General features: G+C 68.6%; 24 protein-coding genes. 15 read left to right on the top strand and 9 right to left on the bottom strand.

The annotated features are described in order from the left end of the window. Positions 1-182 precede the first annotated feature (182 nt). Genes D620_RS0100150 through D620_RS0100115 form a run of 8 tightly spaced genes read left to right on the top strand, consistent with a single transcriptional unit; the run spans position 183 to position 7,745 of the window. Positions 183-1,949, top strand: a complete 1,767-nt coding sequence (locus D620_RS0100150) for a peptidoglycan DD-metalloendopeptidase family protein (protein WP_017663752.1) — start codon at positions 183-185, stop codon at positions 1,947-1,949. A 54-nt stretch (positions 1,950-2,003) separates the two neighbouring features. Further along, positions 2,004-2,999, top strand: a complete 996-nt coding sequence (gene hemB / locus D620_RS0100145; protein WP_017663751.1) for a porphobilinogen synthase — start codon at positions 2,004-2,006, stop codon at positions 2,997-2,999. Then, positions 2,992-3,549: a GNAT family N-acetyltransferase gene (locus D620_RS0100140; RefSeq protein ID WP_017663750.1), complete on the top strand. Its 558-nt coding sequence runs from the start codon at positions 2,992-2,994 to the stop codon at positions 3,547-3,549. Before hemB ends, D620_RS0100140 begins: the two co-directional genes overlap by 8 nt. Then, positions 3,542-4,096: a GNAT family N-acetyltransferase gene (locus D620_RS0100135; protein WP_017663749.1), complete on the top strand. Its 555-nt coding sequence runs from the start codon at positions 3,542-3,544 to the stop codon at positions 4,094-4,096. Before D620_RS0100140 ends, D620_RS0100135 begins: the two co-directional genes overlap by 8 nt. Beyond that, complete coding sequence (locus D620_RS0100130; protein WP_017663748.1) at positions 4,093-4,674, top strand: GNAT family N-acetyltransferase; 582 nt, start codon at positions 4,093-4,095, stop codon at positions 4,672-4,674. Before D620_RS0100135 ends, D620_RS0100130 begins: the two co-directional genes overlap by 4 nt. Then, complete coding sequence (locus D620_RS0100125) at positions 4,652-6,889, top strand: spermidine synthase (protein WP_017663747.1); 2,238 nt, start codon at positions 4,652-4,654, stop codon at positions 6,887-6,889. Before D620_RS0100130 ends, D620_RS0100125 begins: the two co-directional genes overlap by 23 nt. An 11-nt stretch (positions 6,890-6,900) precedes the next feature. Continuing rightward, positions 6,901-7,464: a gamma carbonic anhydrase family protein gene (locus D620_RS0100120; protein ID WP_017663746.1), complete on the top strand. Its 564-nt coding sequence runs from the start codon at positions 6,901-6,903 to the stop codon at positions 7,462-7,464. After that, positions 7,464-7,745 (top strand): DUF167 domain-containing protein, encoded by a 282-nt coding sequence (locus D620_RS0100115; RefSeq protein WP_017663745.1) that lies wholly within the window; start codon positions 7,464-7,466, stop codon positions 7,743-7,745. Before D620_RS0100120 ends, D620_RS0100115 begins: the two co-directional genes overlap by 1 nt. Here the strand turns inward: D620_RS0100115 and D620_RS0100110 are convergent. The 3 genes from D620_RS0100110 to D620_RS0100100 all read right to left on the bottom strand — a co-directional run bounded on the left by D620_RS0100110 (position 7,742) and on the right by D620_RS0100100 (position 10,691). Next, a complete protein-coding gene (locus D620_RS0100110; RefSeq protein WP_017663744.1) occupies positions 7,742-8,377 on the bottom strand; it encodes a DUF1275 family protein in 636 nt (211 codons plus the stop codon). The genes D620_RS0100115 and D620_RS0100110 overlap by 4 nt on opposite strands. Positions 8,378-8,393: 16 nt before the next feature. Further along, the gene (locus tag D620_RS0100105; RefSeq protein WP_017663743.1) at positions 8,394-8,912 is read right to left on the bottom strand and encodes a DUF1993 domain-containing protein; all 519 of its coding nucleotides are present in this window, start codon (positions 8,910-8,912) and stop codon (positions 8,394-8,396) included. A 165-nt stretch (positions 8,913-9,077) separates the two neighbouring features. Then, on the bottom strand, positions 9,078-10,691 hold the full coding sequence (locus D620_RS0100100; RefSeq protein WP_017663742.1) for a cisplatin damage response ATP-dependent DNA ligase: 1,614 nt from the start codon (positions 10,689-10,691) through the stop codon (positions 9,078-9,080). 110 nt (positions 10,692-10,801) lie between these two features. On the opposite strand from D620_RS0100100, the gene D620_RS0100095 reads away from it, so the two are divergent. Continuing rightward, positions 10,802-11,119: a hypothetical protein gene (locus tag D620_RS0100095; RefSeq protein ID WP_017663741.1), complete on the top strand. Its 318-nt coding sequence runs from the start codon at positions 10,802-10,804 to the stop codon at positions 11,117-11,119. Positions 11,120-11,249: 130 nt separating this feature from the next. Here the strand turns inward: D620_RS0100095 and D620_RS0100090 are convergent, their stop codons facing one another. From D620_RS0100090 to D620_RS0100075, 4 genes are all read right to left on the bottom strand, one after another. After that, entirely contained in the window at positions 11,250-12,260 is a 1,011-nt protein-coding gene (locus D620_RS0100090) for a ligase-associated DNA damage response exonuclease (protein ID WP_017663740.1), read from the bottom strand. 136 nt (positions 12,261-12,396) lie between these two features. Then, entirely contained in the window at positions 12,397-12,909 is a 513-nt protein-coding gene (locus tag D620_RS0100085) for a hypothetical protein (RefSeq protein ID WP_155799895.1), read from the bottom strand. Further along, positions 12,909-15,269: an ATP-dependent Clp protease ATP-binding subunit ClpA gene (clpA, locus tag D620_RS0100080; RefSeq protein WP_017663738.1), complete on the bottom strand. Its 2,361-nt coding sequence runs from the start codon at positions 15,267-15,269 to the stop codon at positions 12,909-12,911. Before clpA ends, D620_RS0100085 begins: the two co-directional genes overlap by 1 nt. 128 nt (positions 15,270-15,397) lie before the next feature. Next, on the bottom strand, positions 15,398-15,601 hold the full coding sequence (locus D620_RS0100075; RefSeq protein WP_017663737.1) for a DUF1192 domain-containing protein: 204 nt from the start codon (positions 15,599-15,601) through the stop codon (positions 15,398-15,400). A 134-nt stretch (positions 15,602-15,735) separates the two neighbouring features. Here D620_RS0100075 and D620_RS0100070 point away from each other — a divergent pair, with 134 nt between their 5' ends. The 6 genes from D620_RS0100070 (at position 15,736) to D620_RS0100045 (ending at position 22,353) form a co-directional block, all read left to right on the top strand. Continuing rightward, on the top strand, positions 15,736-16,722 hold the full coding sequence (locus tag D620_RS0100070) for an NAD(P)H-quinone oxidoreductase (RefSeq protein ID WP_017663736.1): 987 nt from the start codon (positions 15,736-15,738) through the stop codon (positions 16,720-16,722). Then, a complete protein-coding gene (locus D620_RS0100065; protein ID WP_017663735.1) occupies positions 16,715-17,344 on the top strand; it encodes a glutathione S-transferase family protein in 630 nt (209 codons plus the stop codon). The genes D620_RS0100070 and D620_RS0100065 overlap by 8 nt, the downstream gene beginning before the upstream one ends. 202 nt (positions 17,345-17,546) lie before the next feature. Beyond that, positions 17,547-18,464, top strand: coding sequence for a UDP-2,3-diacylglucosamine diphosphatase (locus D620_RS0100060; RefSeq protein ID WP_017663734.1), 918 nt, complete (start codon positions 17,547-17,549; stop codon positions 18,462-18,464). Positions 18,465-18,514: 50 nt separating this feature from the next. Continuing rightward, positions 18,515-19,612 carry a glycosyltransferase family 4 protein gene (locus D620_RS0100055; protein ID WP_420705274.1) on the top strand — a complete coding sequence of 366 codons (1,098 nt, stop codon included), beginning with the start codon at positions 18,515-18,517 and terminating at the stop codon, positions 19,610-19,612. 98 nt (positions 19,613-19,710) lie between these two features. Continuing rightward, positions 19,711-20,448, top strand: coding sequence for a DUF1013 domain-containing protein (locus D620_RS0100050; RefSeq protein WP_017663732.1), 738 nt, complete (start codon positions 19,711-19,713; stop codon positions 20,446-20,448). A gap of 237 nt (positions 20,449-20,685) precedes the next feature. Continuing rightward, entirely contained in the window at positions 20,686-22,353 is a 1,668-nt protein-coding gene (locus D620_RS0100045) for an AMP-binding protein (protein ID WP_017663731.1), read from the top strand. A 42-nt stretch (positions 22,354-22,395) separates the two neighbouring features. Here D620_RS0100045 and D620_RS0100040 read toward each other — a convergent pair whose 3' ends face one another. Together D620_RS0100040 and D620_RS0100035 are read right to left on the bottom strand one after the other, a co-directional pair. Beyond that, positions 22,396-22,791, bottom strand: coding sequence for a polymer-forming cytoskeletal protein (locus D620_RS0100040; protein ID WP_017663730.1), 396 nt, complete (start codon positions 22,789-22,791; stop codon positions 22,396-22,398). Positions 22,792-22,801: 10 nt separating this feature from the next. Further along, a complete protein-coding gene (locus tag D620_RS0100035; RefSeq protein WP_017663729.1) occupies positions 22,802-23,908 on the bottom strand; it encodes a M23 family metallopeptidase in 1,107 nt (368 codons plus the stop codon). Positions 23,909-24,384 lie beyond the last annotated feature (476 nt).

Raw genomic sequence — 24,384 nt, 5'->3', positions numbered from 1 at the left:
CCATGCGCGGGCTCCGCGCGGCGATACGCACAACACCTTATCGCACGCGGCCCTCACCTCGTCGCTGGTTAACGGCGACTTCACTTTGTTCTGGCAGAAAACTGGGCCAAGGGTGCCGCGTGGTGATCGCGGCAGGCTCGCGCCGCACATCTCAGGCCGGTAAGGCGCCGCTTCGGGGCAGAATGTTGGATCATGCGCGCAAACTGACCGATCCGGCAGAAGGCCCGGAGACTGACGGCGAGCCCTCCGGCGAGGGCGAGGGCGAGGCCCGTGCACCAGCGCCCGTGCCTGCACAAGGCTTCGATGCCGAGGCCGCCCGCGATCTGCTCCCCTATCTGCGCAATGCCGAAAAGCTCGCGCCGCCCTCGCGGGCCAAGCGCGCGCGGCGGCGGCTGGCGGCGCGGCTCGGTACCTATGCGCAGCGCTACGAGGCGTGGCGGCTTGACGCCTCGCAATGGTTCGACCGGCTCGATATCGCCCCCGACCTTGCCGAGGACATTGGCAGCCGCCGCTGGCTGCGCGGGCTGGGGACGATGGTTGCGCTGGGCGCGGTTGCGCTCGCCTGCTGGCCCGATCTGACGCCGCTCGAAGCCCGCCCGGCGATGCCGCGCGGCGCGGCGGTCGATGCCGAGATGCGCAGCCAGATGATCCTCCCGCTCGCCCTGGGGGCCGACTCTGGCCGCCGCATGGGGCCGACGCAGGCGGTGATCCCCCTCAAGAGCGCGCCCGAGCGGCCGCAGATCCAGATGGTCGTCACCCTTGCGCCGGGTGACAGCTTCGCCTCGATGCTGCGCCGCGCAGGCGTGGCGGGCGAGGATATCGACCGCGCCGCCGCGCTGGTCGGGCAGGCGGTGGCGGTCGGCGATATCCAGCCGGGCACGCAGATGGACCTGATCCTCGGCCGCCGCACCGCGCCCGGCCAGCCCCGCCCGCTCGACAGCCTCGCCTTCCGTGCGCGCTTCGATCTCGAACTGGCGCTGACCCGGCCGGGGGTGGGCCAGAGCAATCCCGACGGCACCCCGGTGGTCCCCTCCGGCCCACTGGCGCTGCAACGCAACGTCATCCGCGTCGACGAGACCCCGCTGCGGGTGCGCGGGCAGGTCGGCAGCAGCCTCTACCGCTCGATGCGCCAGGCCGGCGTCCCGGCGAGCGCGGTGCAGGATTACCTCAAGGCCTTGGACGCGCAGATCGACATGGACCGCGAGGTCCGCCCCTCCGACGAATTCGACATCATCATCGCCTATCGCCGCGCCGCCACCGGCGAACGCCAGGCCGGGCAGCTGCTCTATGCCGGGATCGACCGCGCCGGCGCCCCTCGCACCCAGCTGATGCGCTGGGGGAACGACGCGCGTTTCTACGAGGCCTCGGGGGTGGGCGAACAGCGCCGCGGGCTGCTGGCGCCGGTGCCGGGCGCGGTCACCTCGAACTTCGGGATGCGCCGCCACCCGATCCTCGGCTACAACCGCATGCACGCCGGGATCGACTTCAAGGCCAGCTACGGCCAGGCGATCGTCGCGGTCAGCGACGGGCGGGTCGCCTCGGCGGGCCGCGCGGGGGGCTGCGGGATCGCGGTGCGTCTGGAACACGGCGGCGGCCTGTCGACCCGCTATTGCCACATGAGCCGCATGGCGGTGGCGCCCGGCATGCAGGTGCGGCGCGGGCAGGTGATCGGCTATGTCGGCTCGACCGGGCTGTCGACCGGCGCACACCTCCATTACGAGATGTATCGCGGCGGGCGGGTGGTCAATCCCTCGAGCGTTCAGTTCGTCAACCGCGCGCTGCTTTCGGGCACCGATCTGATCGATTTCCGCCGCCGGCTGATCACCTTGAAGCAGGTCGAGGTCGGCGCCGCGCTCAAGGCGCTCGCCCCGGCGGAGGGCGAGGTCAAGGCTCCGGTGCGCGAGATCGAGAAGGTCGCCGCGCCCACGCCTCCGGCCCGCAAGCCCTGAGCCGTGTAACGAGCGCTTGTCGTCAGCCGAGGATTGGGCGTAAGTCTTGCGGCCATGACCGGACACTTCCCCAACACCCGCCTGCGCCGTACCCGCGCCGCGCCCTGGAGCCGCGCGCTGCACCGTGAGAACCTCGTCACGCCGGCCGACCTGATCTGGCCGCTGTTCGTGACTTCGGGCGAAGGCGTCGAGGAGCCGATCGCCACGCTGCCGGGCGTCTCGCGCTGGTCGGTCGACGGCATCGTCGCCCGCGCGAAGGAGGCCGTCGCGCTTGGCATTCCGGTGGTCGCGCTGTTCCCCAACACGCCAAGGGAGCTGCGCAGCGATGACGGGGGCGAGGCGCACAACCCCGACAACCTGATGTGCCGGGCGATCCGCGCCATCAAGGATGCCTGCGGGGATTCCATCGGCGTGCTGACCGACGTGGCGCTCGATCCCTACACCTCCCACGGGCAGGACGGGCTGGTCGATGACGCGGGCTATGTCGTCAATGACGACACCGTGGCGGCGCTGGTCGATCAGGCGGTCAATCAGGCCAACGCCGGGGCGGACATCATCGCGCCCAGCGACATGATGGACGGCCGCATCGGCGCGATCCGCCGCGCGCTGGAGATGAACGGCCACGCCAATGTCCAGATCATGAGCTATGCCGCCAAATATGCGAGCGCCTTCTACGGCCCGTTCCGCGACGCGGTGGGATCGGGGGGGCTCCTGAAGGGCGACAAGAAGACCTACCAGATGGACCCCGCCAACGGCGAGGAGGCGCTGCGCGAAGTCGCCATGGACCTTGCCGAGGGGGCCGACAGCGTGATGGTGAAGCCGGGCCTTGCCTATCTCGATATCGCCGCGCGGGTGAAGGCCGAATTCGGCGTGCCGGTGTTCGCCTATCAGGTGTCCGGCGAATACGCGATGATCGAGGCCGCAGCGGCAGCCGGCGCGGGGGACCGCGACGCGCTGGTGCTGGAGACGCTGCTCGCCTTCAAGCGCGCCGGGTGCAGCGGGGTGCTCACCTATCACGCCGCCCACGCCGCCCGCCTGCTGAATGGTTGAGGCGGAGACGCTTCAGACGCCGCGCCTGATCCTGCGCCCTCCGGCGGCAGACGACCTGCCGTGGCTGCTCGCCGCCATCAACACCGCGGGCGTCATGCGCCACCTGGCAGGGGTGCGCTCTCCGGAGGAGGTCGAAGCGGGCCTCGCCGCCGATATCGCCGCCTTTGCCGCGCCTGACGGGCACCGGCGCTGGACGGTGTGGCTGCGTGATGATTTGACGCGGGCAGGCCGCGTCGGTCTGTTCCACGTCCGCTCCCCCGCCGCCCCGCCCGCCCTCAGGGGCGAGCGCGAGATCGGCTGGACCTTTGCGCAAGATCACTGGGGCAAGGGCTATGCGACCGAGGCGGCCGGGCGGGCCCTCGGCTTCGCCTTCGGGGAATTGGGCTTGCCCCGCATCTTCGCGCAGACCAGCCAGTCCAACGCCGGATCGACCCGGATGATGCAGCGCCTCGGCTTCACCTTCCGGCCCGGACTTGGCTATGACGATCCCGACTATCCGCCAGAGGATAACCCCACCACCGTATGGTCGCTCGAGGCCCCTCATGCCTGAGTTCCGCCACGACACCGTCCGCCTCATTCTGCGCGACTGGCGCCCGGGCGACTGGCCGGTGTTCTTTGCCGCCACCAACACGCCGCCGGTGATGCGCTGGCTCGGCGGGGTGATGGACGAGAGCGGGCAGGCGGCGCTCCGGGCGCGGATCGAGAGCGACCTTGCCGGTCACGGCCACACCTTCTGGGTGGTGGAACGCCGCGCGGACGGCGCGCTGCTCGGCTTCTGCGGCCTCAAGCGCTCGAACCAGCCGGGCGGACTACAGGGGTTGATGGAGGTCGGCTGGCGGCTGCGCGAGGATGCCTGGGGCAAGGGCTATGCACGCGAGGCCGCCGCGGCGGCGCTCGATCTCGCCTTCACCCGCTTCGGCGCCGGGGAGGTGATCGCGCTGACGGTGGAGCGCAACACCGCCAGCTGGGGGCTGATGCTGCGGCTGGGGATGGAGCGGCGCGCCGATCTGGATTTCGACAGCCCCGAATTCGACCCCGCAAACCCGCGCATCATCGCCTATGCCATCGCCCGCGATACGTGGGAGGCCCCCGCGTGACGGCGCCCGTGCTCGCCACCCCCCGCCTGATCCTGCGCCAGATCGGCGAGGACGATCTCGATGCGCACATGACCCTGCTCAACACCCCGGCGGTGATGCGGTATCTGGGCGGGGTGCAGCCGCGCGAGGTGATTGCGGCCAAGCACGAAGCCTCGCGCGCGAGCTTTGCCGCGCACGGCTTCGGCTTCATGCTGATGACCGAGCGCGAGAGCGGCGCAATCGTCGGCCATTGCGGGCTGCGCCATGTCGCCCACCCGCTCGCGCCCAATGCGGGCCGGGACCACGAGATCGGCTGGCTGGTGCGCGAAGACCGCTGGCGGCGGGGCTACGCCCACGAGGCGATGCGCGCGGTGATCGCGTGGGGCTTTGCCACCCACCGCGCGCCGCTGATCGTCGCGCTCACCATCGAAAACAACCTCGGCAGCTGGCGCTTGATGGAGAAACTGGGCATGAGCCGCGCGCCCGCGCTTGATTTCAACGATCCGGCAATGTCACCCGCGTATAACCCGACGATCCAATACGGATTGACGCGCGCGCAATGGGCACGCGGGGGCAATGGGGACCGAGCTTTTGACTGACGACCTTTCCGGCGCGCCTGCCGCGTCTCCGCGCCGCTGGCTGTTCGCGGTGACGATCCTGACCGGCAGCTTCCTCCTGTTCCTCGTCCAGCCGCTGGTCGCGCGCCTTGCGCTGCCGCGGCTCGGGGGTGCGCCGAATGTCTGGAACAGCGCGATGCTGGTCTATCAGGCGCTGCTGCTGGGCGGCTATGCCTATGCCCACGCGCTCTCGCGCCCCGCGGTCGGGCGGCAGGCGCTGGTGCACCTCGCGCTGCTGGTCGCCGCCGCCTTCACGCTGCCCATCGCGCTGCCCGCGCTGGCCCCGCCGGAAGCCGGGCAGGAGGCGCTGTGGGTGCCCTGGCTGTTCCTGCTGACGATCGGTCCGGTGTTCTTCGTCGTCTCGGCGCAGGCCCCGCTGATGCAGCAATGGTTCGCCGCGCACCCCAAGGCGGGCGATCCCTATCCGCTCTATGCCGCCTCCAACCTCGGGAGCTTTGCGGGCCTGCTCGCCTATCCCCTGCTGGTCGAGCCGCTGCTGCCGCTGGTCGAGCAAAGCCGCTACTGGGCCTTCGGCTACGGCGCGCTGGTGCTGCTGGTGGCGCTGGTCGCGCTGGCCCGCCGTACCGCGCCGGCCCCCGCCGCAATCGCGGCTGCTGCCGAGACCGCGGCCGGACCCGCCCCCGATGCCAGGCGCATCGCGCTGTGGCTGGCGCTTTCGGCGGTGCCTTCGGGGCTGATGCTCTCGACCACCACGCACCTCACCACCGATATCTTCGCGATGCCGCTCTTGTGGGTGATCCCGCTCGGGCTCTACCTCCTGTCCTTCTCGATCGCCTTTGCCGAGAAGCGCGGGGCTGCGCGGATCATGACCCTGGCCGCCCCGGTGGTGATCGCGGCCGCCGGCGCGCTGGCGATGCTCGGCTCCTCGCGCCCGAGCCTGCTTGCGGTCGCGGCGAGCCTGACGCTGCTGTTCGTGGTCGCGGTGGCGCTCCACGCCCGGCTCTACGAGGACCGGCCCGAGCCTGCGCGCCTCACCCAGTTCTACCTCGTGATGTCGGCGGGCGGCGTGCTGGGCGGGCTGTTCACCGCGCTGATCGCCCCGCTGGTGTTCGACTGGACGTGGGAGCACCCGATCCTGATCCTCGCCGCCGCCGCGCTGCTGCCGCTCGGCATCTGGTCGGGCCTGCTCGCCAGGCTGTTCCCGAGCGAGCAGGGCGCGCGCCTCGGGATCATCGCGCTGCTCTTTGCACTGTTCATCGGTGCGCTGCGGCTGTTCGACCGTTCGATGCTGAACGACGAATGGGGCGCCATCGACCTCGCGATCTTCGCCGCGCTGATCCTTGCCGCGGTGCTGCTCGCCGCGCGGCGCTGGGCGTTTGTTGCCGCCTGCGCCGCGCTGATCGCGGCGCTCGGCGCGATGGTGCAGGCGCAGACCAGCCTCGCCGGGCTGCGCAGCCGCAGCTATTTCGGGATCTACACCGTGCGCGACGGGACCGACGGCCTCAGGCAGCTGATCCACGGCACCACGCTCCACGGGGTGCAGCGGCTCGATGACGATGGCCGCCTCGAGCCGACCACCTATTACGGGCGCGAGGCGGGCGTCGGCCTGGCGCTGGCGAAAGCGCCGGCGTTGTTCGGCGAAAAGGCGCGGATCGGCGTCGTCGGGCTCGGGGTCGGCACGCTCGCCTGCTACAAGCGGCCGGGCCAGACCTGGACCTTCTTCGAGATCGACCCGGCGGTGCTCGCCTATTCGACCCGCGGGCAGTTCACCTTCATGAACAGCTGCGCTCCGCAAGCGCCCACGATCATCGGCGATGCGCGCCTGCAACTCGAAAAGCTTCCGGCGGCGAGTTTCGACATTCTGGTGGTCGACGCCTTCTCCTCCGATGCGATCCCGCTCCACCTGATGACGCGCGAGGCGCAGGAGGGCTATTTCCGCACACTCGCCCCCGATGGCCTGCTGCTGATGCACATCTCCAACCGCTTCATCCGGCTGGAGCCGGTGCTCTCGGCGCTGGCGAAGGAGGGCAAGCTTTCCTCCGCGGTGCGGATCGACATCCCCACCGGGCAGGGCCAGACCGGATCGACCTGGGTGGCGATGTCGCGCGATCCGGCGCTGCTGAGGGCGCTGACGGCGGACGGCAAGTGGCGCCCGCTCGCGTCGCCCGCCGCCGAGGTGTGGCGCGACGACTATGCCTCGATCCTGCCGCATCTGATCTGGACCAATTTCCACTGAGGGGAGTCCCCATGAATAGACCCGGCGTCAACATCATCCCGATCCACGGCAAGACGCCGCGCATCCACGAGAGCGCCTTCATCGCTCCCGGCTGCACGATCATCGGCGATGTCGGGATCGGGGAGGGCTCCTCGGTCTGGTACAATTGCGTGCTGCGCGCCGACGTGTTCACGATCCGCATCGGCAAGCGGACGAACGTGCAGGACGGGAGCATCCTTCACTGCGACCCGCCGCGCCCGGGCGATCCCGAGGGCTCGCCGCTGGTGATCGGCGATGATGTGCTGATCGGCCACATGGCGATGGTGCACGGCTGCACGATCCATGACCGCGGCTTTGTCGGCCTCGGCGCGATCGTGATGAACAAGGCGGTGATCGGCAGCGACGCGATGCTCGCGGCAGGCGCGATGCTGACCGAGGGCAAGGTGATCGAGCCGCGCGAGCTGTGGGGCGGGCGCCCGGCGAGGAAGATGCGCGATCTCGACGAGGCGGCGATCATGGGGATGCGGATCGGGACGGCGCATTATGCCGAGAACGCCAAGGCTCACGCGGCGGCGGTGGCGGCGGCACTGGCCTGATGGCGCGCGCTCCGGCGGTGCTGCCGGATGCCGGGGCCTTGCGGGCGCGGATCGGCGCCGATGGCCGGCTGGCGGTGAAGGTCACCCCCGCCGCGCGCGAGGAAAGCGTGACGCTCGCCCCCGATGCCGTGCTGGTCAAGGTGCGCGCCCCTGCCGACAAGGGTGCGGCCAACGCGGCGGTGCTTCAGGTGGTGGCGCGGGCGCTCGGGCTGGCGCCCTCGCGGGTGAGCGTGTTGCGCGGCGCGACTTCGCGGGAGAAGCTGCTGGCGGTGGACCTCTAGCCTTCGACCGCGAAGGCGAGGCCCCACAGCGCCAGAGCAGCGAAAGCGGCCAGGGCGGCGGACCACAGCGGCGCGACCAGACACAGCGCGCCGCCCGCCGCAGCGCCCAGCGCCAGCGCGCTCCACAAGCGGCCATAGCCGCGGGTGGATTCGGCCGGCTCGCCCGCCAGTCTGGCCGCGAGCCCCTGCCCGAAGCGCACCAGCGCCCCGGTCATGTAGGTGACGCCCACGGTCACCTCGCCATCATCGCCCACGAAGACATTGTTGGCGAGGCCCATCGCCATTGCGGCCAGAGCGAGGAAGGGCACCGCAAGCCCCGCCGCCAGCAGTCCTGCGCCCGCCGTCAGCAGCACCGCGACCAACCCGAGCAGCACCCGCTTGTGCCGCCCCCGCACCCGCCGCCCGACCAGCGCGCCCCCGGTCACGCCGGCCAGGAACCCCGCGATCAGCTCCAGCGGGGCGAGCGCCAGCGCAGGGGATTGCGCCAGTTCGACCCCCATCCGCGTGGTGTTGCCCGACATGAAGGAGGTGAAATAGCCCCCCGCCACAACGAACCCCGTCGCATCGACCAGCCCCGCCAGCCCCGCAAGACCGAGCGCGAGGCGTTGGCGGGCGGGGTCATAGCGGTGCATTGTCGGGGCGGTCTCCTCAGGCGGCGGGCGCGGGCTGCTTCATGTAGCGCATCATGTAGCCGACATAATCGATCTTGCCGAGCGGCACGCCCTCGGCGCGCAGGATCGCATAGGCGGCCATCAGGTGGAAGTAGAACTGCGGCGTGGTCCAGTCGCGGCAATATTCGTGCGCCTGCATCGCGAAGGCCATGCCGTTGGGGAGGGTGAAATCCACCGTATCGCCGCTCGCCGGCCAGGTGGCGGGATCGGTGTTCGCCACCAGCTCACGCACGGCGGCGATGCGCGCATGGGTCTCGGCGAAGGTGGTGATGTCACTGTTGTCGGCGGCGATCCCGGCATTGCCGAGCCGGTTCAGCGCGGTCACCACCTGATCGATCGTGAAGCGGATCTGGGTTTCGAGCGGGAACATATCCGCGGCGAGCCGGGCTTGCAGCAGCGCCTCGCCGTTCGCGTGGCCTTCCGCCTTGGTGACGAGGTGATCGAGCGTGCCGAGCATGTTGGCATAGGTGGCAAGCGCGGCGGTGGCATAGGACATGGGCATTTCTCCGTTGCTATTTGCAACTTGATGGGCGCCGCAGGGCCGTGCGTCAATCCTTGATCAGCGCCCCCATTTCGGCCCCTGGGGCGGCAAGGGCGACCGCCCGCCCGCAGGCACCCGGAGCCGGACACAGTCCGGCGGAAGACCCGCGCCGAGGATCAGCTAATCCTTGATGAGCGCACGAAGACTCGCGATCCGGTCCGCCTCGTGCGCGGGCTTGTCCCAGCGGATGCGGTGGATGCGGGGGAAGCGCATCGCAAGACCGGACTTGTGGCGCTTCGAGGCGTGGACCGAATCGAAGGCGACCTCGAACACGAGGCTGCGCGCCACTTCGCGCACCGGGCCGAACTTGTTCAGCGTGTTCTGCCGCACGAAACGGTCGAGCTTCTTCAGCTCCTCGTCGGTGAAGCCCGAATAGGCCTTGCCGACGGGGAGCAGCTCGGCCCCGGCATCGGGATCGCCGTCCCAGCAGCCGAAGGTGTAATCGCTGTAGAAGCTCGAGCGCTTGCCGCTCCCGCGCTGGGCATACATCACCACGCAATCGACCAGCAGCGGATCGCGCTTCCACTTGTACCACAGCGCGACCTTGCGGCCCGCGATGTAGGGGCTGTCGCGGTGCTTGAGCATCAGGCCCTCGATCGCCTCGTCGCGCGCGCTATCGCGGATGCGGGCGAGGGCTTCGAAATTCTCGGCCTCGACCAGTTGCGACAGGTCGAAATGGCTGGCCGGCAGGAGCGGCATCACGGCTTCGAGAGTTGCGCGGCGCGACTTCCACGGGGCCTCGCGCCAGTCCTCGCCTTCCAGCAGCAGCACGTCATAGAGCCGCACGAAGGCGGGATAATCGCGCAGCATCGCCTTGGAGACGGTCTTCCTCCCGAGCCGCTGCTGGAGCGCGTTGAAGCTGGCCGCGCCGCCCGCCTCGCCCCCCTGCGCGCTGCCGCGCACCAGCAATTCGCCATCGAGCACGGCATCCATCGGCAAAACATCGAGCAGTTCGGGGAAGGTCGCCGAGATATCGTCGCCCGAGCGCGAATAGACCCGCGTCTCCCCGCGCCCTTCGTGATTGGTGGCCCTGACCAATTGCACCCGGATCCCGTCCCACTTCCACTCGGCGGCGTAATCCGCCAGATCGACCACTCCGTCCTCGAGCGGGTGGGCGAGCATGAAGGGGCGGAAGCGCGGGGTATGGGCAAGGTCGGGGGCAGGGCCGCCGCCTGCCGCCCAGGCGAAGAGCTCGGCATAGGGCGGGGCGAGCGCGTGCCAATATTCCTCGACCTCCTCGACCGCGACCCCGAAGGCCTGCGCGAAAGCGGTCTTGGCGAGGCGGGCCGACACGCCCACGCGCATCCCTCCGGTGGCGAGCTTGATCAGCGCATAGCGGCCCCGCGCGTCGAGCCGGTCGAACAGCGCGGGCAACTCGCGCGGGGCGCTGGTGCGGGTCAGGGCGGAGAGACGCTCGACCACCGCGACCAGCGAAAGCGGCGGCTGCGGCTGCGCGTCCTGCGGTTCCGGCCACAAGAGGCTCGCGGTCTCGGCCGTATCGCCGACGAAATCGCGGCTCAGCGCCCACAGCACCGGATCGACCCGCTCCATCATCAGGCCCCGGATCGTCGCGGACTTCACCGCCGGAAAATCGAGCCCGTCGGTCAGCGCGGCGAGCGCCCAGCCGCGGTCGGGATCGGGGGCTTGCCGCAGATAGGCCGCGATCAGCGCCAGCTTGCGGTTGCGGCTGGTGGTGTAGACCAGCGCATCGAGCAGGGCGGCGAATTCCTCCATCAGGCCCCGCCCCCTGAACGCCCCACCCGTTCATTGCGCGGCCACATAAATCCGCTAGAGCGCGTTGCTGACATTCGTGTCAGCCCATTTGCCATCAAGGAAACCGCTTCATGAAGTTTGCGCCTCTCGCCGCCCTCGGCCTTGCTCTTGCCGCCGTGACCGCCCCTGCCGCCGTGCTGGCGCAAGACACCGCGACCCCCGCGCCGGCCCCGGCCTTCACCATCGACATCCCGATCGAATCCCTGATGGCCGACGAGCGCGCCAAGGCGGTGGTGACCGCGAATTTCGGCGGGCAGGACATCACCCAGCACCCGGCCTATGACCAGTTCAAGGCGCTCAGCCTCAAGGCGCTCGCCCCCTTCTCGCAGGGCCTCATCACCGACGAGATGCTGACCAAGATCGCCGCCGATCTGGCCGCGATCAAGTAAGTCATCCTCCCCGGAACGGGGAGGGGGAGCATGCGCAGCATGGTGGAGGGGCGAGCGGCGTTCGCCCCTCCACCCCGACCTTGCGGGTCGCGGTCTCCCTCCCCCGGTGGGGGAGGATTTGCCCACCCCCTCAATCATCCTCGTCCTCGTATCCCACCAGCGCCAGCGCGCGGGCGCGGCGCTGGTTCAGCTCGCACCAGCGCAGCAGCGCTTCCTCGCGGCCATGGGTGATCCAGGTCTCGGCCGGGTTGACCTCGCCGATGGTGCGGGTCAGTTCGCCCCAGTCGGCATGGTCGGAGATGACCAGCGGCAGTTCGACCCCGCGTTGGCGGGCGCGCTGGCGGACGCGCATCCAGCCTGACGCCATCGCGGTGACGGGTTCGGGCAGGCGGCGGCTCCAGCGGTCATTGAGCGCCGAGGGCGGGGCGACCACGATCTGCCCGCGCATCGCGTCTTTCGATGGCGCATCGCTGACCAGACGCAGATCGCCCAGCACGACGCCGTGTTCTTCATACAGCCGGCACATCGCCTCCATCGCGCCGTGGAGCCAGATCGTCTCGGTGTGCCCCGCCGCCCGCAGTTCCGCGATCACCCGCTGCGCCTTGCCCAGCGCATAGGCGCCGACGAGGATGCAGGAATCGGGATTTTCGACACGCGCGTCGAGCAGCTTGGCGATCTCCTCGCCGATGGGGGGATGGGTGAACAGGGGCAGGCCGAAGGTCGCCTCGGTGATGAAGATGTCGCAGGGGGTGACGGCGAAGGCTTCGCAGGTCGGATCGGGGGCGCGCTTGTAGTCGCCGGTGATGATGACGCGCTCGCCCGCGTGCTCGAGCAGGATCTGCGCAGAGCCGAGCACGTGGCCTGCAGGCAGCCAGGTCGCCGTCACGCCGCCGCCGATGTCGAGGCTCTCGCCATATTCGGCCGGCGAGGCCCCTTCGCGGGTCTGGTAGCGCAATTCCATGATCGCGAGCGTCGCGGGGGTGGCGATGGTGATGCCGTGCCCGCCGCGGGCGTGGTCCGCGTGGCCATGGGTGACCAGCGCGCGGGGCACGGGCCGCGAGGGATCGACCCAGGCGTCGGCGGGGACGATGTGGATGCCCCACGGCTCGGGCCGGATCCAGGAGAAGGGCGGGGCGGTCATGGGAGGGATACGGGAATGGGGTGATTTGAGTTCCGAGACATTCCCACCCCCGGCCCCTCCCGCAAGCGGGAGGGGAGTATCAGCGCCAACCAGTCCCCCTCCCGCTTGCGGGAGGGGTTGGGGGTGGGCAAGTGGCTCAGCCGTTGGGCAGCGGCGCGAGCGTGCCCCAGCAGCTTTCGTCGCTGACGAACTTGACCGGCTTGCCGTCGGGGCCCTGCACCACCTCGGGCGGGGCGCAGGTGAGCGCGATGCCGCTGTTGAAGAACATCAGCACGAAGCCCGATTCCGCGCGCGGGTAGCGCGCCGGATCGCTCGTGCCCCCGGTGCAATCGGGCGCGCCGTTGGTGGCGAGCGAGGTGGTGTAGAGCCAGCGCTCGCCATCGTCCTCGGCCGTGCGCCAGCTTTTGGTGACGCGCTCCGCCCCGCTTTCGACCAGCGCGGTGCCGTCGGCGTTGAAGCGCCACACTTCCGAGCAGACCGGCTGGCCCTTGCTGTCGCGCTCGCGGGTGGCGAAGCGCCAGCTGCCGACCTCGGCAAGGTGTGCGGCCATGCCTTCGGGCGCGAGCTCGGCGGGCTGGGCGAATGCGGGAGCGGCGGCGGTGCCCACAAGCACCCCCGCCGCCGCCAGTAACGTCAGTCCGGAGCGCATCAGCCTTCGTCAGTCTCGGTCTCGGGCTTCTTGGCCGCAGCGCCCTTCTTCTTGACCGAGACCTTCTTGGCCGGCTTCACCTTGGGCGGGGCCGGGGTCATCTCGAAGGCGGGCTTGCCGTCCTTGATGCTGACATGGACCTCGCCGCCTTCGGAGAGCTTGCCGAACAGCAGTTCCTCGGCGAGCGGCTGCTTGATCTTTTCCTGGATCAGGCGGGCCATCGGGCGGGCGCCGTAGAGCTTGTCATAGCCCCTGTCGGCGAGCCACGCGCGGGCGTCGCTGTCGAACTGGATGTGGACGTTCTGTTCGGCCAGCTGCAATTCGAGCTGGAGGATGAACTTGTCGACCACGCGCGCAACGATGCTCTTGCCGAGATAGGCGAAGGGCACGATCGCATCGAGGCGGTTGCGGAATTCGGGGGTGAACATCTTCTTCACCGCCTCGTCGCCCGCATCTTCCTTCGATACGTCGCCAAAGCCGATGCCCTGCCGCGCCATATCGGCCGCGCCCGCATTGGTGGTCATGATCAGGACCACATTGCGGAAATCGACCGTCTTGCCGTGGTGATCGGTGAGGCGGCCGTTATCCATCACCTGCAAGAGGATGTTGTAGAGGTCCGGGTGGGCCTTCTCGATCTCGTCCAGCAGCAGCACGCAATGCGGGTTCTGGTCGACCGCGTCGGTGAGGAGGCCGCCCTGGTCATAGCCGACATAGCCCGGAGGCGCGCCGATCAGGCGGGAGACCGAGTGGCGCTCCATATATTCCGACATGTCGAAGCGCTTCAGCTCGATCCCCATGATGGTGGCGAGCTGGCGCGCGACTTCGGTCTTGCCGACGCCGGTGGGGCCGGAGAACAGGAAGCTCCCGATCGGCTTGTCGGGATCGCGAAGCCCTGCACGGCTGAGCTTCATGGCGGTGGCGAGGCGCACGATCGCATCGTCCTGCCCGAACACCACGTGCTTCAGATCGCGTTCGAGGTTCTCGAGCGCCTTCTTGTCGTCCTTGCTCACCGACTTGGGGGGGATGCGCGCCATCGTCGCGATCACCTGTTCGATCTCGCGCGCGGTGATGGTCTTCTTGCGGCGGCTGGGCGGCACCAGCATCTGCATCGCGCCGACCTCGTCGATCACGTCGATCGCCTTGTCGGGGAGCTTGCGGTCATTGATGTAGCGCGCCGACAGCTCGACCGCGGTCTTGATCGCGTCGGGGGTGTACTTGACCTTGTGGTGATCCTCGAAGGCGGTCCTGAGGCCCTTCAGGATCTTGATCGTGTCTTCGATCGTGGGTTCGTTCACGTCGATCTTCTGGAACCGGCGCAGCAGGGCGCGGTCCTTTTCGAAGTGGTTGCGGAACTCCTTGTAGGTGGTCGAGCCGATGCAGCGGATCGCGCCCGACGACAGGGCAGGCTTCAACAGGTTCGAGGCGTCCATCGCCCCCCCGCTGGTCGCGCCCGCGCCGATCACGGTGTGGATCTCGTCGATGAACAGCGCCGCATGGGGCATGCCCTCGAGCTCGGAGACGACCTGCTTCAGCCGCTCCTCGAAGTCGCCGCGGTAGCGCGTGCCGGCGAGCAGCGCGCCCATGTCGAGCGAGTAGATCACCGCCTCGGCGAGCACTTCGGGCACGTCGCCCTCGACGATCTTGCGCGCGAGACCCTCGGCGATCGCGGTCTTGCCGACGCCGGGATCGCCCACGTAGAGCGGGTTGTTCTTCGAGCGGCGGCACAGGATCTGGATCGTCCGGTCAACCTCGGGCCCGCGCCCGATCAGCGGATCGATCTTGCCACTTTCCGCCTTGGCGTTGAGATTGACGGTGAACTGGTCGAGCGCGGTTTCCTTCTTGTTGCCGCCTTCCTGCTTGGTCTGCGCGGCTTCTTCGGCCTTGTCGGTGCCCTGCGGGGTCTTGCTTTCGATCTGCCGGCCGCCCTTGCCGATGCCGTGGCTGATGTAGCTGACCGCATCCAGGCGGCTCATGTCCTGCTGCTGGAGGAAGTAGACCGCGTAGGAATCGCGCTCGGAAAACAGCGCGACCAGCACGTTGGCGCCGGTGACGGTGTCCTTGCCCGAGGACTGGACATGCAGGATCGCGCGCTGGATCACCCGCTGGAACCCGGCGGTGGGCTGCGGATCGGCGCCGTCCTCGGTCTTGAGGCTCTGGTATTCCTGGTCGAGATACTGCTTCACGACCTCGCCCAGTTCGGCAAAGTCGACCCCGCAGGCGGCCATCACGGCGGCCGCGTCCTCATCGTCGATCAGCGCCAGCAGCAGGTGTTCGAGCGTGGCATATTCGTGCCGCCGTTCGGACGCGTTGCCGAGCGCGTTGTGCAGCGTGCGTTCGAGGTTCTGGGCGAAGCTGGGCATGGGAGAGGCCTTTCAGCGGGTGGATGCCCGTGGCGAGGGGGCGGAGAGAGCCGGTCGAGCGCAATATGGGTGGGGGAGAGGGAATTGCGAATCCCTAAGGCGAGTTACGAGGGAAATGCGAAGGGGGATCATCCACCCCCCTTCCCGAACAGCGCGTCGGCGGCGGCGCGGTGCGCGGCGGCCTTGGCCCGGTGGGCTGAAACCCGCGCGATTTCCGCCTCCAACACCGCGATCCGCTCGTCCAGCTCGGCCTGCGAGTAGGGGCCGAGGTCCTCGGACGCGAGCCTCGAGGCGGCATCTCCGACAGGCCTTGGGCGATCGGGTTCTTCCATTGCCGTGCAGCATCCGCCCCAAGCGGCTTGCTGTCAATCGGCGAGACGGTTATTCGCCGAAGCTACATTGGTTAATACGCCACTTCGGGGACGACAAAATGGGGGTTAGCGAGGGATCGGGCCTTCCGGAAACCATGCGATCGATTGGCTTTGACGCGCCGGGCGGGCCCGAGGTGCTGCGCATCCAGACCGCGCCGGTCCCGCGCCTGCGGCCCGATGATGTGCTGATCCGGGTCGCCTATGCCGGGGTCAACCGCCCCGATTGCCTCCAGCGCGCCGGGCTCTACCCCCCGCCGCCGGGCGCCTCGCCGCTACTCGGGCTCGAAGTCTCGGGCGAGATCGTCGCGGTCGGCTCCGAGGTCCCGCGCGAGATGATCGGGCAGCGTGTCGCCGCGCTCACCCCGGGCGGGGGCTATGCCGAATATTGCGCGGCGCACTGGCAGCACTGCCTGCTGGTGCCGGACGGCATGCTGCTCGCCGAGGCGGCGGCGGTTCCCGAAACGCTGTTCACCGTGTGGCACAACCTGTTCGAACGCGGCCTTGCGCGCGACGGGGAGACCGTGCTGGTCCACGGCGGCACCTCGGGCATCGGCACGATGGCGATCAGCCTCGCCAAGGCGTTCGACATGCAGGTCATCGTCACTTGCGGCGACGATGCCAAATGCGCCGCCGCCACCCGCATCGGCGCCGATCTTGCCATCAACTACCGCCAGCAGGACTATGCCGAAGCGGTGATGGCGCACACCGGGGGCAAGGGCGTCGACATCGTGCTCGACATGGTCTCGGGCGATTATGTCGCGAAAAACCTCAAATGCCTCGCCGAGGATGGCCGCCACGTCACCATCGCCGTGCTGGGCGGCGCGCGGGCCGAGATCAACATGGCGCAGGTGATGATGCGCCGCCTGACGCTGACCGGATCGACCCTGCGCCCGCGCTCTGACGCCTTCAAGGCCGCGCTCGCCGACGAGATCGCCGAGAACGCCTGGCCGCTCTTCGCCGAAGGCGAGATCGCGCCGGTGATGGACATGAGCTTCCCCCTCGCCGAAGCCGCCGCCGCCCACGCGCGGATGGAAGCGCGCGAGCATATCGGCAAGATCGTGCTGGAAGTGGCGGGTGGCTGATACCCTCACCCTTCACGAAGACCCCCGCAGCGGGAATTGCTACAAGATCGTGCTGACCGCCGCGCTGCTCGGCCTGCCGCTGGCGCGGCGGGCCTATGACATCACCAGGGGCGAGACGCGCACCCCCGCATTCCTGTCGCAGGTGAATGCCAACGGGCGAATCCCCGTCCTGCAGATCGGCGCGGGCGAGGGCGCGCTGTATTTGCCGGAGAGCAACGCGGCCTGCTGGTACCTCGCGCAGGGGACGTCGCTGATCCCGGCGGAGCGCTTTGCCCAGGCCGATTGCCTGCGCTGGATGTGCTTCGAGCAATATAGCCACGAGCCCAACATCGCGACCTTGCGCTTCTGGTTGGCGATCATCGGCGAGGCGAACCTGTCGCCCGAACAGCTGGCCGCCATCCCCGGCAAGACCGCAGGCGGCGAGGCGGCGCTGGCTGTGATGGACAAACATCTGGAACCGCGCACGTTTTTCTGCGGCGCGGCGCCGAGCCTCGCTGATATCACGCTGTTCGCCTACACCCATGTGGCAGGCGAGGGCGGGTTTGCGCTTGCGGATTATCCGGCCGTCGCCGCGTGGATCGAACGGGTCCGGGCGCTGCCGGGCTTCGTCCCGATGGACTGACGGGGCCGATCGACGGACAGCCCGCGCGGGCCCTTGATTTGTCGTGCAATAGTCATATTCTGGTCAGCAATGGGCCTGCATGGGTCACGATTGACTCGTCCACCTTTCGGAAAATGACGCGAAACCGTCATTTGTCTGTGAGTCGGCTGTAACAATTGGCTGCCATGGGGATCGGACGGGAAATGACACTCAAGGGTTACCCATGACCAGTGCCGAACTCTCCGACCTGATCAGCGACAATATTGCCAGCTTCCCCACGGCCGCTCCGCGCATCCCCGAACCCGAGGGCAACTCGCGGCGTTCCTATCGGACGATCTGGATCAGCGACGTGCACCTCGGCACCAAGGGCTGCAACGCCGACATGCTGATCGACTTCCTCGATCATACCGACAGCCAGACCATGTATCTGGTCGGCGACATCATCGACGGCTGGCGCCTCAAGAAGAAGTTTTACTGGCCTTCCGCGCACAACGACATCGTGTGGCGCATCATGAAGCGCGCCCGCCGCGGCACCCGGGTGGTCTACATCCCGGGCAACCACGACGAGATGTTCCGCCAGTTCACCGGCCTCAACTTCGGCGGGATCGAAATCCGCCGCGCCGCCTTCCACGACACCGCCGACGGTCGCCGCCTGATGGTGCTCCACGGCGACGAGTTCGACGCGGTGATGCTCTCGCACCGCTGGCTCGCCTTCGTGGGCGACCATGCCTACCACTTCATGATGAAGTGCAACGTCGCGGTGAACACCGTGCGGCGCTGGATGGGCAAGCCCTACTGGTCGCTCAGCAAGGCGGCCAAGCACAAGGTCAAGAACGCGGTCGAGTTCATCGGCAAGTACGAGGAAGTCGTCGCCCGCGCCGCCGGCGAGCGCGGCGTCGATGGCGTGGTGTGCGGCCACATCCACACCGCCGAATTCCGCATGTTCGATCACAACGGCAAGGCGATCGAATACTGGAACGATGGCGACTGGGTGGAAGGCTGCAACGCGCTGGTCGAACATCATGACGGCCGCATGGAAATCCTCCACTGGCCCGAAGAGATGAAGCGCCGCGCCGAGGGTGCGGGCGATCCGGCCGACGGCGGGGCGCCCGTCGCGGGCCCGGCGCGCGAGGCGGCGTGAACCGGCTGGCGACGATCCCGACCGACAGTGCCTCTCCCGCCCCGGCATCGATCGCGCCCGCGGGGCTTGTGCCCGCATCGATCGCGCCCGCGGGGCTTGTCCCCGCATCGATCGCGATCGTCACCGATGCCTGGCACCCGCAGACCAACGGGGTGGTGCGCACACTCTCGACGACCTGCGACGTGCTGCGCGCCTGGGGGCATGAGGTCACGGTCATCAGCCCCGAGGGCTATCCCTCGGTTCCCGCGCCGACCTATCCCGAAATCCGCCTCGCGCTGACCGCGCCGGGGTCAGTCGGGCGGCAGCTCGCGAAGATCGCGCCCGAAGCGGTGCATATCGCGACCGAGGGGCCCCTGGGCTTTGCCGCAAGGCGTTACTGCCTGCGCCGCAAGGTGCCCTTCACCACCGCCTACCACACCCAGTTCCCCGATTACCTCGCGCGCCGCACCGGCCTGCCGGCGAGCGTCTTCTGGCCCTATATCCGCTGGTTCCACCGCCCCGCGCAGCGCATCATGGTCGCCACCGAGACGATCCGCGCGCAATTGCGGCAGCAGGGCCTGACCCAGCTCACCCACTGGAGCCGGGGGGTCGATCTTTCGTGCTTCTCCCCCGAGGCCCCGCCGCCGCCCGAATATGCCGGTCTTGAAGGACCGATCCTGCTCTATGTCGGGCGCATCGCGGTCGAGAAGAATATCGAGGCCTTCCTCGCCTGCCCCTATCCCGGCACCAAGGTGGTGGTCGGCGACGGCCCGGCCCGCGCGGCGCTCGAGGCGAAATTTCCCCAAGCGCGCTTCCTCGGCAAGAAGAGCGGCGTGGAACTCGCCGGCTGCTATGCCGGGGCGGATGTGTTCGTCTTCCCGAGCCGCACCGACACCTTCGGTCTCGTGATGATCGAGGCGCTCGCCTGCGGCACGCCGGTCGCCGCCTTTCCGGTGCCCGGCCCGCTCGACATCGTCACCAGCGAGGTCGGGGCGATGCACGAGGACCTGACCCGCGCGATCGACGCCGCACGCTATTGCGACCGCAAGCTGTGCGCGAGCTATGGCGCAAGCTTCAGCTGGGACGCGGCGACGCGGCAGTTCCTGACCGGACTGGTGGCGCTCGAAGAGGACGAGGCTGTCAGCCTTCAAACGCCGGACGTATTCTGAATCCATTTCTTGCCGTTTGGCACGGTTTCGCTTATCTGCGCTGGCAAGGCGGCCGCTCCGAAAGGGGCGGCCCTTTCATTTTCAACGGAGATTCCCCCATGGCGACCAAGGATCAGCCCAAGCCGCTGATGCCGCATGCCACCGCGACCTGGCTGGTGGACAACACCGCGCTCTCCTTCGAGCAGATCGCCGAGTTCTGCGGCCTCCACATCCTCGAAGTGCAGGCGATGGCCGATGACCTTGCGGGCAGCAAGTATACCGGCCGCGATCCGGTCCACTCGGGCGAATTGACGCAAGGCGAGATCGAGAAAGGCCAGGCCGATCCCGCCTACTCGCTCAAGATGCACAAGGCGCCCGTCGAGGTGACCCGCACCAAGGGCCCGCGCTACACCCCGGTCTCGAAGCGTCAGGACAAGCCCGACGGCATCGCCTGGATCCTGCGCAACCACCCCGAGGTGTCGGATGCGCAGATCTCCAAGCTGATCGGCACCACCCGCAACACCATCGGCGCGATCCGCGACCGCTCGCACTGGAACATCCAGAACATCCAGCCCAAGGATCCGGTGACGCTCGGGCTTTGTTCCCAGCGTGAACTGGACGCGATGGTTGCCAAGGCCGCCAAACGCGCCGGGATCACCGAAGACGCGGACGGCGCCGCCGCACCGGTGCGCAACGACCGCGAAAAGCTGATCGAGGAACTGCGCGCCGAGCGCGATGCGACCCACAAGGCCGCAGCCCAGGCCGCGCAGGAAGCCGAGGCCGAAGCCTGGCTCGCCCGCAAACGCGAAGCCGAGGCTGCCGAAGAGAAGATCGACCCCGAGAGCGGGTTTATCTGAGAAGCCCTTGTGTGTGTGCCCGCCTCCGCGGGCACATCCTCGGCGCTGTTTCAAGCCCTGCGGGCTTGAGCGCCTGCGGCTCGCGCGCGTGCGCTCGCGGCCCGTCCTTTGGCGGGCCGAAATTGCTCTGTCCCACTCACGTTTGACTTGGTCCCCGTGTCGGGCACGGCCTGACGGGATTTCGCTCTCTGGCGCAGGCCCCCCGGGCAGTTTCGCTTGTGCGCCAGTATTATTGACATGACTGTCAGTAGCGTCGCAACCGCCTATCATCACCCGCTCCCGCTCGAGACGACCTTCGCGCCCGCGAGCCTGCCCGCACTGCTCGAACGCACGCTGGCGATGAACCCGCAGGCGCCGTTCCTGCATTTCCTCGGGCGGACCTACAGCTACGCCCAGATCCACAAGCAGGCCAAGGCCTTTGCCCTCGGGCTCCAGACCATCGGCATCCAGAAGGGCGACCGCGTCGGTCTGTTCCTGCCCAATGTCCCGATCTACGCCGCCGCCTATTACGGGGCGATGATGGCGGGCGCGGTGGTGGTGAACTTCTCGCCGCTCTATTCGGTCGAGGAGCTGAGCTGGCAAGTCGGCGACAGCGGCACCCGGGTGCTGGTGACGGTCGATGTGCCCGAACTCTACAAGACCGCGAGCAAGGTGCTGGGCGCCTCGGCGCTCGAGACGCTGGTGGTGGGCAGCCTTGCCGACCAGCTGCCGTGGTACAAGGGGCTGGCACTCCGGCTCCTCAAGCGCAGCCAGATCGCCGCGGTGGCTTACGGTCCGACCATCAAGAGCTGGACCGAAATGACCCCGGCGGGCAATCCGGTGCCGGTCGAGGTTACCCCCGCCGATCTTGCCCTGCTGCAATATACCGGCTGCACCACCGGGCGGCCCAAGGGCGCGATGCTGGGGCATGACCAGCTTTCGGTGAACGCCCAGCAGGTCGCCGCGCTCAACCCCTTCGGCAATCCGGCGGGCGAGGTGTTCATGGGCGCGCTGCCGTTCTTCCACGTCTTCGCCAACACCGCGCTGCTCAATCACGCGATGGTGACGGGCGCCGCGATCGCGATGGTGCCGCGGTTCGAGACCCGCCAAGTGCTCGCAACGATCCAGCGCTACCGCTGCACCGGCTTTCCCGGCGTGCCGACGATGTTCCAGGCGATCCTCGATCACCCCGATCTGGCGAAGACCGATCTCGGCAGTCTGAAAGTCTGCATCTCCAGCGGCGCGCCGATGCCCGGACCGGTCCATGAAAAATTCGAGGCGGTCACCGGCGTGCGCATCTGTGAGGGCTACGGCCTCACCGAAAGTTCGGGCGTGGTCTCGGCCAATCCCTATGACGGCATCCGCAAGCGCGGGACGATCGGCCAGCTGGTGCCGGGGACGCAGGTGGTGCTGCTCGACAAGGAGGACGCCGCGCGGCTTGCCCCGGAAGGCGAGCCCGGGGAGCTGGCAGTCCACGGTCCGCAGGTGATGCGCGGCTACTGGAACCGCCCCGAAACCGATGCCGAAACCTTCGTCACCATCGATGCCAAGCGCTACCTGCGCACCGGCGATGTCGCGCGGATCGATGCCGAGGGCTTCCTCGAGATCGTCGACCGCATCAAGGACATGATCGCGGTGGGCGGCTTCAAGGTCTTCCCGAGCGTGGTCGAGGACGTGATCCTCGAACACCCCGCCGTGAAGGAGGCGCTGGTGATCGGCGTTCCCGAGGACTATCGCGGCGAGGTGCCGCGCGCCTATGTGACGCTGAACGAAGGCGCCGGCGCCACCGGCGAGGAACTCGCACACTGGCTCAACGCCCGCATCGGCAAGCACGAGCGGGTCGACATGGTGGTGGTGCGCGAAAGCCTGCCCAAGACGATGATCGGCAAGCTGGATCGCAAGACCCTGAGGGCCGAGGTGCTCTGACTCCGGTCCCCTCTTCCGCTTGCGGGAGGGGGCGAGCCAGGCTTATTCCGCCGCTTCGGCGCCCATTTCGAGCACGGGCTTGGCGGCTGCCGCGACCGGAGCTGCCGGGGCGGCGCGGCCGTTGGGGGCAAAGCGCCCGTCGACCTCGGCGCCCTGTTCGATGGTCAGCGCGTCATAATGCACATCGCCCTCGATCCGCGCGGTCTTGAGGATCACCAGCTCCTTGGCGGTGATCGACCCGGTCACCTTGCCCGCGAGCCGCGCGCTATCGGCCACCACCGCGCCGTTGATCGTGCTCTTCTCGCCCTGCACGAGGCTGGCGCAGGTGATATCGCCGAGCACCGTGCCGTCGATATGCAGATCGGCCGAAGCGCTAAGGTTGCCGGTGATGGTCACATCCGCACCGATCACCGAAAAGGTCGAGCCAGAGGCCATCATGCTGCTCCTGTTAACGGGCCGCGGCGCTGCGGCGGGTGGCAGGGGAACCGGATCCGGCTGCGCGGACTTCCTTGAGAACATCGGGGGCTGCCTCCAGAAACGGGCGCGGATTGATCGCGCGGTCATTGATGCGGACTTCGAAATGCAAGTGCGGACCGGTCGAGCGTCCGGTCGAGCCGAGCCCGCCGATCGTCGTGCCCGCCGCGACCGCCTGACCGACCCGCACATCGATCCGCGACAAGTGGGCGTAGCGGGTCAACATTCCGTTAGCGTGGGTGATCTCGATCGCATTGCCATAGCCCGATTTGCGTCCGGCAAAGGTCACGCGGCCATCGGCGGCGGCGAAGATCGGCGAGCCGATCGGGCCCTTGAAGTCGATCCCGGCATGCATTGCCCCGCGCCCGTTGAACGGATCGCGACGGAAACCGAAGCCCGAGGTGATCGACTGGATGCTGGCGGGCACGACCTGCGGGATGCCGTCCAGCGCGCGCTCGAACACCGTCATGCGGGCGAGCGACAGGCCGAGCCGTTCGAAACGCGGGTCGAGATCGGCGGCGGACAGCGCCTCGAAGGGGCCGCCCATCGCCGCCTGCGCCTGGCGGGCCATGGTCTGGGGATCGAGGTTGAGCTTGCGCATTGCCGCCTCGGCGCGGCGCGCGCGGGCATCGGCAAAGCGGGTGAGGCGCTCGACATAGGCGAGCTGGCGGGCTTCGAGTTCGGCAAGGCCGCGGGCCTCGGGGATCAGCGCGCTGACCTTCTTGACCGTCTCGCCGGCCTCGCGGGTCGAATCCGTGATCGTGCCGCTTGCCGCGCCTTCCTTGACCATGTCTTCGGGCAGCATCCGGGCCATCTCGTCGAGGAAGTCCTGCCGCTCCTTGAGATCATCGACCACCTTGTCGAGATTGCCGCCATATTCCTTGAGCCGCTCGCCCGCCTTGGCGACCCGGGCTTTCTCTTCGACGAAGGAGGCAAGATCGGCCTCGGCGCGGTACTGGCCCCAGGCCATCACGCCCAGTGCGACCAGCCACAGCAAGGCCAGCACGACCACGCCGCCGGCAACGCGCATCTGGAGCTGCGAGGAGACCTTGATGAAGCGCACCTGCCCGTCGGCGCGCATGAAGAACTCGCGGTCGGGGAACCAATGCCGCAGCCGGTCGCCCCACGCATGTGCGGTATCTCTGAGTGACAAGATTGCGGCCCCGGTTTTTTTGTTGTGCCCCGGGCGGTGGAGCTATCAGGGAGGCCCTCTATGGTCGAATCCTAAGTTGCTCTCTTAGGTGAGCCGATGCGGAATCGCGGCGAATCGATCAACGTTTGCAAAAGCGCTGCAAGACGCGCCCTGCGGCAGGTGCGAATCCCCCGTTCCCCTGCGGCGAATCGCTGCCCTGCGGGGCGGATCGGGGTGCGGGCCTGACACGCGCGCCGCGCGGTGCTAGGGCGGGCGGATGACCGCCATGACCGCCGCCCTCACGCCCGCCGAGGCTGCCGATCCCGCCGCGCTGGTGACGGCGCTCGCCCTGGCTGCGCGCACTGCCCAGCGCCGGCTCGCGGCCATGCCGAGCGCGGCCCGCGCCGCCGCGCTCGATCGCGCCG

The sequence above is a fragment of the Porphyrobacter sp. AAP82 genome (assembly GCF_000331285.1).
In the GTDB taxonomy this organism is placed as follows: Bacteria; Pseudomonadota; Alphaproteobacteria; order Sphingomonadales; family Sphingomonadaceae; genus Erythrobacter.
Note: the sequence above shows the minus strand (reverse complement) of the source record. Positions and strands in the feature narration are given on the sequence as shown.